This is a genomic window from uncultured Thiothrix sp., assembly GCF_937876535.1.
Classification (GTDB): Bacteria; Pseudomonadota; Gammaproteobacteria; order Thiotrichales; family Thiotrichaceae; genus Thiolinea.
The window spans coordinates 112227-121876 of the sequence record NZ_CALFHZ010000002.1 but is presented as its reverse complement, the minus strand read 5'-3'; the positions used below and the strand labels follow the sequence as shown (position 1 = coordinate 121876).

Below are 9650 nucleotides of genomic sequence, written 5' to 3'. Positions count from 1 at the left end.
GGCAGCAGCTCCAGCGGCAGCAGCTCCAGCGGCAGCAGCTCCAGCGGCAGCAGCTCCAGCGGCAGCAAATACCACTCAGCAAACTACGTCAAGTGTTACTGCTGATGGTGAAAAAGTTTACCGTAGTATTTGCTTCTCTTGCCATGATGTTGGTATTGCTAACTCACCTAAACTAGGTGACAAAGCAGCCTGGGGGCCACGGATTGCTGCTGGTCAAGAATCACTTTATAAACATGCACTAAATGGCTTGAATGCTATGCCCGCTAAAGGTGGCAACCCTGCCCTGTCTGATGCGGATGTAAAAGCTGCTGTAGACTGGATGGCTGCACAAGCTCAATAGTCTCTAAGGCTTTTTATTCTAAAAAGGCGCTATCATTGGCGCCTTTTTAATTTCTATCTTCTAAATACCAACAATCAGCAATTTCCGTTTAGTTTTCCAGCTAATCGACTGTTATCCTGCCTGCTTTAATCTAAAAACACCATTATGGATGTATTCACTAGCCTAAACTCCATTGACCTGCACTTATTCATCATTTTATTCGCAGTGGCTACGCTTGCAGGCGGTATTGATGCCATTGCGGGTGGTGGTGGTTTGTTAACTATCCCCGCTCTATTGTGGGCAGGCCTACCACCCCTTCAAGCCTTAGCGACTAATAAGCTACAAGCTAGTTTTGGCTCGTTTACTGCGACCTACACTTACACCCGTCAAGGTTTAATTAATCCTTCCGAACATTGTTTAGCTATCGCTTTAACCTTTATAGGGGCAGCTTGTGGAGCTTGGGTTGTCCAACAGATCGACTCCTCCTTTTTAGCTAAACTCATCCCCCTGCTAATGATGGGTTTTGCACTTTATTTCATGTTTGCGCCCAAGCTTGGTGACGAAGAGCGACACCAACGCATCGGTAAAAATATGTTTGCTGCGATGGCTGGCTTCGGAATTGGCTTTTACGATGGTTTTTTTGGTCCTGGAACAGGAACGTTTTTTGTTATCGCCTTTGTTACGCTACTAGGTTACAGCCTTCCACGTGCAACTGGAGGCACCAAACTCCTTAATTTTACTAGCAATATTGCCTCGCTGATACTCTTCTCACTTTCGGGCCATATACTTTGGTTATTGGGTTTAGGCATGGGTTTAGGGCAAATAATTGGTAGTTATTTAGGCTCAAAACTAGCAATTAAGCATGGAAGCCGCCTGATTCGACCTTTATTAGTAATTGTGTCGTTACTCGTGTCACTGCGTCTGTTACTTCAAACCTAACGCCAGATTAACAAGAATTGGTTTGAACTTTTTTTCATCAGATTACTACTTAGCAGTGGATTGGCTAAAATAATAGCAAACTAAAAGTAAAACCCATCACTTGCGTGGTAAAACAACAACTTGTAGAGGGAGAATTTATGAAAATCTGTACACACAATAAAAGGGTAAGCTGGCTTTGTCTGATAATCTTATTAATGATGTCCAGCGCTTCATCGGCCGCAATCATTAGAGGAGTAACAGGTCAACTGAAATTGTTGGCTACCATTAATGGAGAACCAGCGTTTCGGGAAGTAGTATGGCATTTAAGACCAATAAAACCTATGAATCGGAATACTAATAGCACAGAAGTAACCATTACACGCCATTCAGCAGTGGTCGATTTAGAAGCTGGTGAATACCAAGTAAATGCTACTGCAGGAAATAAAACAGAGACCCAGATTGTTACTATCGAAGAAGGCGGCAAACACAATCTCGTCTTAAATTTACGTTAAGACTTAGGGAGCAACTCGATCTAGCCAGCAACCCAGATCGAGTTGGTCTATAAAAACTTAGTGCCTGAAATGACGCATACCTGTAAAAATCATGGCAATTCCGTGCTCATTCGCAGCATCAATCACCTCCTGATCACGCATTGAACCACCCGGTTGAATCACTGCTTTAATACCTACTGCGGCTGCATTATCAATCCCATCACGGAAGGGGAAGAAGGCATCTGAAGCCATTACCGAACCCGTCACGACTAAACCCGCGTGTTCAGCTTTGATAGCAGCAATCCGTGCTGAATTGACTCGGCTCATTTGCCCTGCTCCCACCCCAATCGTCATATTATCCTTGGCATACACAATCGCATTGGATTTAACGAACTTTGCCACCCGCCAAGCAAACTGTAGATCGTTTAATTCAGCTGCAGTGGGTTGCCGTTGCGTCACCACCGTTAAACTATCCAATAAAGCAGTATCTGCAGTTTGGACTAATAAACCGCCATTCACTCGTTTGAAATCTATGATTGGTTGCTCGCTAGCTTGCCACTGTTCTACCGTTAATAAACGCACATTTTTCTTTGCTGCTACCACTGCTACTGCTTGGGGAACTACCCCCGGAGCAATAATCACTTCAACAAACTGGCGCTCAACAATCACCTGCGCAGTTTCTGCATCTAAAGGCCGATTGAAGGCAATAATTCCACCAAAGGCTGATTCTGGATCAGTGCTATAAGCACGGTTATAAGCCTCTAATAAATTAGCGCCGACGGCTACTCCACAAGGATTAGCATGTTTAACAATGACACAGGCAGGGGCATCAAACTGTTTTACACATTCTAAGGCAGCGTCGGTGTCAGCAATATTATTGTAAGACAACTCCTTGCCCTGAATTTGTACTGCACTAGCAATACTCCCTACTGGTGGCCTAGTCTCAGCATAAAAAGCTGCTTGTTGATGTGCATTTTCACCATAACGTAAATCTTGCAACTTATTCATTTGTAAATTAAAAGTACGCGGAAATTGCAAGGGCTGCTCGTGCGAACCACCAGCTACTCGTGAGCCAAAATAATTAGCAATCATGCCGTCATAACGTGAAGTATGCTCAAATGCTTTAATCGCTAAATCTAAACGTGTAGCTAAACTAATTCGCCCGCCATCTTGCTGCATTTCAGCTTGAATCCGTGCGTAATCGCTTGGATTAACCACAATAGTGACATGCGCATGATTTTTGGCACTGGCTCGTACCATTGCGGGGCCACCAATATCAATATTTTCTACGGCATCTTCAAGGCTGCAATCGGCTTTAGCCACCGTCGCTTCAAACGGATAGAGGTTGACGACAATTAAATCAATTCGCCCAATCTCGTGTTCTTCCATCACAGCATCGTCAGTCCCACGCCGCCCTAAGATGCCACCATGAATTTTCGGATGTAATGTTTTTACACGCCCATCCATCATTTCTGGAAACCCGGTATGGCTAGAGACTTCAATCACAGGAATTTGATTATCGGCTAAAAGCTTAGCAGTACCACCAGTGGAGAGTAACTCAACACCTTGTCCATGTAGAAACTGAGCAAATTCGAGAATACCTGTTTTATCAGAAACGCTTAATAAAGCACGGGTTACAGGCAAATTAGATTGATTAGCAGAACTCGTCATGGGGTTTGAATCCGGGGTCAAAGAAAAGTGCCTATTGTAGCGAGTTGGCGCTAGCTGAGGTAGACCAATCTACCTCTAGTCATTTTTTGGATAATGCAGTCTTAGAAAAATAGAACCGATTCGAACTGTTTCATTTCGGAAATTTTTCGTCCAATTTTCAGGACAACCCATATCTCTTTGGAGGATGCTATTAGCTTAATCATTAAGCGAGGACTGTAATCAATGAAGCTGAAGCAACTTATTACCTATGCAACAATTGTCCTAGCCTGCCAGCAAACAGTTTTAGCCGCAGATACAGCATTTTTGCCTAAACAAACCACTACAAATGCTACAAATTTCGAAGCTGAATTCACTAGATTGACTCGCCCCAGTGAGGTAGACCCCAAAATCTATGGTAAAACGATAGGTAACTGGGGACATGCTTGGTGGAGCTGGGCTTTTAATGTCCCTAAAGCAACGAATCCTCTGTTTAAAAATGGAGTGATGGATTGCTCAGTAGGGCAACAGGGTAAAGTATGGTTCTTAGCCGGTAATTTTGGCGAAACCAGTCAGCGATCTTGCACTATCCCACAAGGAAAGGCCTTGCTTTTCCCTGTTTACAACAGTATTTGGTGGACACCCGCCCCTGGCACTGATATTGGCTGCAAAGATGAGCTAGATTGCCGCAGAAAAGCAGGAAAATCCTTAGGAATGCTCAATTATACTTGTAAAATTGATGGACAAGATTGTGCTTGGCAATACGCTATTGTGCGTGCTCAATCTGATAGCTTGCCTTTTACGATTAACTCTGACTCTATTTTAGTCACTGAATACGAAGAGATACCAGGTACACGTGACATTTCAATCTCTGATGGCTATTGGGTGATGCTCCCTCCCCTTCCTGTTGGGAATCACAAACTTCGTTTTACGGCCAAGGTGAATGACTTTGCACTAGATGTTAGTTATACGCTTAAGGTCAATTAAGCTAAGCTTCTGACCTAGTTAGCTCTATTCTCAATTAGTAGGGGGATAAATGTAGATCCTGCTAACTACCAGAGTAGAGCTATCAGTCGTCCTACCGCAGTTGACCCCAAGGTCTATGAAAAAACTATTGGAAATTGGGGTCATTCCTGAACCCCTAAACCGCATATGTTTACCTTAATACTTCAGTCATCCGGCATTTATCCCTACAGAGAGATGCCGGATAGAACCCGCTGGCTATCCATCATCTGTCCACTAGTCACAAACTAGCTGCGGTTACATAGTGGCTCCTGTTGAAACAGGTACTAAACAGTTCAAGAACTTAATACTCACAGGAGATTTGAAAATGAAAAAACAAGTATTACTCAGCTTAGTTGCCATGACTGCCTTATTTGCTCAAGCTGCTTTTGCAGAACCGACTTGCACTAAAGAACCCAAAGACAAGTGGATGAGTGAATTAGATGCGCAAAAGAAAATCGTTGGTGAAATGGGTTATGTAATTTATAAGTTTAAAGAGAGCGAACAGGCTTGTTATGAGATTTACGGGATGGGCGCTAAAGAAGGCGGTGCTGCTGGCGAAATGGAAAAAGTCGAAATCTACTTCAATCCTGTGGATATGAGCATCACTGAAAAGAAAAAAGACTAAATCATCAGCAACTCAACTATCAACTCCCTGATAGTCACCCGAGTTTCCTCTCCTAACCCTCGGAGAGGATTTTGCTACTCAGTACTTATTTGGCGCTTTAACCCCAGCAACTATCCGTTGAATAAAAGCTGTACCCTCTGGACAAGCCCTCATCACTTGATCTTTCACACCAAATAACGGTGGTGCTATCCCCTCTTTTTTCGCTGCTAAAGGATGACAACTCATACAAGCCAATTGATAAACTTTTATCCCTGGATGCTTCACTTTAGCTAAATCTGCAGGTTCTAGATTGACTCCAGATTGCTCATGGCCTGAACAAGATGTTACCCATACAGCAAGCAAACTCATTCTAATACCAGGTTTAATTTCATATTGACTCTTAAATAACTGTGCGATTAAAGCAAAGAACTTAAACGCTAGTCTATCAAACTACCTATAGGACATTTGTCTTACAGACCTAAAGCTAACAGTTTTATAGGCTTACTGCCCCTATCTCCAATAGAGTAAGGCGCTATCACGCACGCACAATGCAATCATTCATCAGCGAGGAGCAATAACAGTCATGCAAGCACAAGAAATTAAAGTGTGGGATTTATTTGTACGTCTTTTTCATTGGTCTGTAGTGCTTATGTTTATGCTCGACTTCTGGCTGATTGAAGACGATGGCAGCTGGTCGTTACATCGAATCTTTGGTTATGCCATTGGCATCTTGCTGATCTTAAGAATTATCTGGGGATTTATTGGCCCACATACAGCCCGCTTTGCCAGTTTTTTCCCAACTCCACAGCGCGTCCAAAAGCACCTCATAGATCTAAAACAACATAGTGTAGACCCACGTGAGGGTCATAATCCCATGGGAGGAGCGATGGTTATTCTCTTATTATTAATGTTAGCCATCATTACTCTCTCTGGCTGGATGCAAACTTGGGATAGGTTTTGGGGCGAAGAGTGGCTGCAAGACGTTCATGAAATCGCTGCTAACCTCACCATGTTCTTGGTTGGCATTCATGTAGCTGCTGTTGTTATAATGACGAAAGTGACAGGCATTCCCTTATTGCGTACTATGCTGACGGGCAAACGAACAGGGCTGTTGGTAACTCATAATGACTCTAAACAGTAACACGGAGAAGGCTTTTCTCCCACCGCGCTATCGGACTCTATTTTGGGTATTGTTGTTATTCCTACTAATTAACTTCTTAACACGGATTGGCTTAATGCTGTTTGAGGGCGATGCTAATAACTTCGCTTTCAATATCTTCCCCAAAATTTTATTCAGTGGCTTCATTTATGACTTGAGTGCAGCCACTTATGTATTAATCCCATTTATTGTTTTAGCTTTGCTGTTTGGGGACGGTCCTAGACGTCGCTGGCTGTTTGCAGTCTCGGCCACAGCTCTCTTAGCGATTGCAGTATTTGGCTTTTTATTCACTGCTTTAGCCGAAGGGACGTTCTGGAATGAGTTTTCCTCGCGCTTTAATTTTATTGCAGTGGACTATTTGATCTATACGCGCGAAGTGATGGGGAATATTTGGCAATCCTATCCAGTCACTTGGCTATTACTTGGCCTCGCTTTGATTGCCTTAGGTTTATTGTGGCTGGTACGTAAACCTTTTTGGCGTGCAGCACTTGCGGAAACAGGCAATTTACCGAAACGCTTAGTGATAAGCCTGCTGTTGTTATCCTTGCCTGTAGCCAGCTTTTTGCTAGTAAATGATCATTTACGCGATGGCTTTACTCGCCCTGCTGAACGTGAATTAGCCAGCAATGGTTATTATGAATTCATGCGCGCTTTCCGCACTAATGACTTAGATTATTTTAAGTTTTATAAAACTTTGCCCACTGCGCAAGCAAATCAAGTACTACAACAAGCCTTTCAAAAGGGTCAGCCTGCACTGAACTTTATACCCAACTCAATGCCTGCTACACATGCAGTTCAACCGGATGCAGCGCCTTTAGAAAAAAACGTTGTGCTAATTTCTATTGAGAGTTTAGGCGCTGATTTTGTCGAATCCTTTGGGGGTAAAGCTGGATTAACACCGAATTTAGATCGCTTTGCTCAACAAGGCATAGTGTTCAATCAACTCTACGCCACAGGCTTACGCACTGTGCGTGGTTTAGAAGCACTCACGTTATCAATCCCGCCTACCCCCGGTCATGCCGTTCCTGCACGTAAGCATAATACAGGTCTGCAAACCCTAGGAGGGGTGCTCAAGCAAAATGGCTATGTGCCTTTCTACATTTATGGCGGTTATAGTTATTTCGACAATATGGAAAACTTTTTTACTGGTAACGGCTATCAAGTGGTGGATCGCACGGATGTCGCTGCCGCCGATATTCATCACGAAACCATTTGGGGTATTGCCGATGAAGATATTTTGCACCATGCGATTGGCGTGATTAACCAGCAAGTTGCTAAAGGCCAAAAGGTTTTTGCCCATATTATGACTACCTCAAATCATCGCCCTTTCACTTATCCAGAAGGCCGAATTGATATTGCCTCTGGTAGCGGACGCGATGGAGCAGTGAAATATACCGATTGGGCGATTGGTAAGTTTATGGAAGAAGCCAGCCAGCAGCCTTGGTTTAAAGATACCTTATTTGTGTTTGTGGCTGACCATACCTCGCATGGACGGGGACGCACTGATTTGCCACCTGAAAACTATCGAATTCCGATGATTATCTATGCGCCAGCGTTTATTCAGCCACAAAAAATTGATGCTCTAGCCTCACAAATCGATGTGGCTCCGACCATCTTAGGCTTACTGAATATTCCTTATGTGTCTGAATTTTATGGTCAAGATATTCGTTTAGCGGCTGCACACAACCCACGTGCTTTTATGGCCAACTATCTCACAGTAGGCTATTTAAAAAATGGCAAAGTGATTGAATTGATGCCCAAACAAAGTACCCAAGTGATTGATGCACAAACAGGTGCTGAACTACCAGCAGACCCTGCCGCGACTGATGAAGCAATCGCCTATTATCAAACAGCGGCAGCACGTCTAAATGCATTACAAACTACTAAATGAATTCAGCTTAAGGGCTAAGCTGATTCTCGGCATTTATCTAGCTTCGAGTCTAGTGAGACTACAGGCCGAAGAAATTACCTGTCGAGCGTGGCAAACTACTGATTTGCAAGCTAAAGACTTAAGATTTGGAACTATTCAAATTGAAGCTGGTAATGTCTTCAATCCAAATTTACCAGAAGAAAACCAGTGGTATCACCAGTTCACTAATCAACTGCATCTTAAAACTCAAGATAAAGTGATTGCCAAAAGCTTGCTATTCAAAACAAGTGATCCCTTTGACTTTAGCCTGCTTGCTGAATCTGAACGCCTATTACGCGCCCGCAAACACTTAAAAGATGCACAAATTCGTATTCAACAAATTTGTGGCAAACAAGTGAATTTGCGTGTCATTACTACGGATAATTGGACGCTTGCGCCAGCCCTATCGTTTGGGCGCTCAGGCGGGAATAACTCCAAAAGTATTAGCTTAGAAGAACATAATCTATTAGGACTAGGTAAAGAACTGAGTTTGAGTTTTAAGCAAGATGCCGAACGCAATCAAACTAAACTGACTTATAACGACCCACAGGTTTTAGGTACGCGCTACCATTTATTGCTAGGTTTACAAAATAATAGCGATGGCAAAGGACACCAATTCAGTATTGGTTTCCCCTTTTATAAGTTGGCTGAGCAACGAGCTTGGGGCTTAGAAAGCCTTGCCTTGCGCCAAGAAGTCTCACACTATCGTGATGGTGAAGTCACTCATAAAATCGGTGTAGATACTAAACAGGCTTCGATCTTTTATGGCTGGGCAAAGAACAAAACACCGCAACTGACAGAGCGCTATCGCTTAGGTTGGCAGCAAGAAAGTCGCAGCTATTTCCCAACCCAATCGACCCCTGCAATCCAGCCTGAATCTAAGCAAGCTTATCCGTGGCTTAGTTATGAACTGCTTGAAGATCATTATATTAAACGTGAAAACTTCAAAACGATGGGGCGTACCGAAGATATTGCGTTGGGGCAGCAGTTTTTAGTTGAAGCAGGTTTTTTACATCCCAATTTTGGTGCTGATGATAGTTATTTAAAGCTCTTCAGTCGCTATAGCCAAGGTTATAGCCCTGCTAGTAATCAACTCAGTCTAGTCGCGGCTGATGCGACTGCATGGATAGGTGATGGTTCTTATCGTGGCTTGCGCGCTAACCTTAAAGCTGAATGGAATTTATATAATGACTCGCGTGCGAGCTGGCATTTAAGTGGCGAATACCATACGGCTGATAACCTGCAACAGGGTGAGCAACTGCTTTTAGGTGGTGATAATGGTCTACGTGGTTATCCAACTGGCTATCGTTCAGGAGAACATAGTGCTTTAGTGAGTGCTGAGCGCCGCTTTTACTTTAAGAAAAATTTATTTGGAGTAGCTAAGCTAGGAGCTGCTGCCTTTATTGATGCAGGCACTACTTGGGGCAACGGTCAGAAAGCAGCTTGGTTTGGGGATGCAGGTATTGGTTTAAGAATCATTCCAACCCGTTCCAGTAGTGGCAAGATTATTCATGTTGATTTTGCTATGCCCTTCTCTGCAAAGGGCAAAATAGACAACTACCAAATTTTGGTTGGGACTGGCTTAGAGTTCTAATTGA

General features: G+C 43.4%; 10 protein-coding genes. 8 read left to right on the top strand and 2 right to left on the bottom strand.

Annotated features, from left to right (window positions below):
- The 3 genes from Q0230_RS00700 to Q0230_RS00690 all read left to right on the top strand — a co-directional run.
- Positions 1-340: c-type cytochrome (locus tag Q0230_RS00700; protein WP_298607130.1), on the top strand; the 340-nt coding region annotated here is incomplete at its 5' end.
- A 144-nt stretch (positions 341-484) separates the two neighbouring features.
- Positions 485-1258: a TSUP family transporter gene (locus Q0230_RS00695; RefSeq protein WP_298607128.1), complete on the top strand. Its 774-nt coding sequence runs from the start codon at positions 485-487 to the stop codon at positions 1256-1258.
- A gap of 320 nt (positions 1259-1578) precedes the next feature.
- Positions 1579-1749 carry a hypothetical protein gene (locus Q0230_RS00690; RefSeq protein ID WP_298607126.1) on the top strand — a complete coding sequence of 57 codons (171 nt, stop codon included), beginning with the start codon at positions 1579-1581 and terminating at the stop codon, positions 1747-1749.
- Between the two features lie 57 nt (positions 1750-1806).
- Here the strand turns inward: Q0230_RS00690 and purH are convergent, their stop codons facing one another.
- On the bottom strand, positions 1807-3399 hold the full coding sequence (gene purH / locus Q0230_RS00685) for a bifunctional phosphoribosylaminoimidazolecarboxamide formyltransferase/IMP cyclohydrolase (protein ID WP_298607124.1): 1593 nt from the start codon (positions 3397-3399) through the stop codon (positions 1807-1809).
- A gap of 222 nt (positions 3400-3621) precedes the next feature.
- Here purH and Q0230_RS00680 point away from each other — a divergent pair, with 222 nt between their 5' ends.
- The gene (locus tag Q0230_RS00680) at positions 3622-4362 is read left to right on the top strand and encodes a hypothetical protein (RefSeq protein WP_298607122.1); all 741 of its coding nucleotides are present in this window, start codon (positions 3622-3624) and stop codon (positions 4360-4362) included.
- A gap of 343 nt (positions 4363-4705) precedes the next feature.
- The gene (locus Q0230_RS00675) at positions 4706-5005 is read left to right on the top strand and encodes a PepSY domain-containing protein (protein ID WP_298607120.1); all 300 of its coding nucleotides are present in this window, start codon (positions 4706-4708) and stop codon (positions 5003-5005) included.
- 78 nt (positions 5006-5083) lie between these two features.
- Here Q0230_RS00675 and Q0230_RS00670 read toward each other — a convergent pair whose 3' ends face one another.
- A complete protein-coding gene (locus Q0230_RS00670; protein WP_298607119.1) occupies positions 5084-5353 on the bottom strand; it encodes a hypothetical protein in 270 nt (89 codons plus the stop codon).
- Positions 5354-5567: 214 nt separating this feature from the next.
- On the opposite strand from Q0230_RS00670, the gene Q0230_RS00665 reads away from it, so the two are divergent.
- From Q0230_RS00665 to Q0230_RS00655, 3 genes are read left to right on the top strand one after another with little or no spacing between them, the layout of a single operon-like run.
- Positions 5568-6125 (top strand): cytochrome b/b6 domain-containing protein, encoded by a 558-nt coding sequence (locus Q0230_RS00665; RefSeq protein WP_298607117.1) that lies wholly within the window; start codon positions 5568-5570, stop codon positions 6123-6125.
- On the top strand, positions 6109-8034 hold the full coding sequence (locus tag Q0230_RS00660) for an LTA synthase family protein (protein ID WP_298607115.1): 1926 nt from the start codon (positions 6109-6111) through the stop codon (positions 8032-8034). Before Q0230_RS00665 ends, Q0230_RS00660 begins: the two co-directional genes overlap by 17 nt.
- Entirely contained in the window at positions 8012-9646 is a 1635-nt protein-coding gene (locus Q0230_RS00655) for a BamA/TamA family outer membrane protein (RefSeq protein ID WP_298607113.1), read from the top strand. Before Q0230_RS00660 ends, Q0230_RS00655 begins: the two co-directional genes overlap by 23 nt.
- Positions 9647-9650: the final 4 nt, after the last annotated feature.

Coding starts and splice junctions, on each gene's coding strand:
- Q0230_RS00680 (WP_298607122.1), top strand. CDS start 3,622: ATGAAGCTGAAGCAACTTATTACCTATGCAACAATTGTCCTAGCCTGC.
- Q0230_RS00665 (WP_298607117.1), top strand. CDS start 5,568: ATGCAAGCACAAGAAATTAAAGTGTGGGATTTATTTGTACGTCTTTTT.
- Q0230_RS00670 (WP_298607119.1), bottom strand. CDS start 5,353: ATGAGTTTGCTTGCTGTATGGGTAACATCTTGTTCAGGCCATGAGCAA.
- Q0230_RS00690 (WP_298607126.1), top strand. CDS start 1,579: ATGAATCGGAATACTAATAGCACAGAAGTAACCATTACACGCCATTCA.
- Q0230_RS00655 (WP_298607113.1), top strand. CDS start 8,012: ATGCATTACAAACTACTAAATGAATTCAGCTTAAGGGCTAAGCTGATT.
- Q0230_RS00675 (WP_298607120.1), top strand. CDS start 4,706: ATGAAAAAACAAGTATTACTCAGCTTAGTTGCCATGACTGCCTTATTT.
- Q0230_RS00660 (WP_298607115.1), top strand. CDS start 6,109: ATGACTCTAAACAGTAACACGGAGAAGGCTTTTCTCCCACCGCGCTAT.
- Q0230_RS00695 (WP_298607128.1), top strand. CDS start 485: ATGGATGTATTCACTAGCCTAAACTCCATTGACCTGCACTTATTCATC.
- purH (WP_298607124.1), bottom strand. CDS start 3,399: ATGACGAGTTCTGCTAATCAATCTAATTTGCCTGTAACCCGTGCTTTA.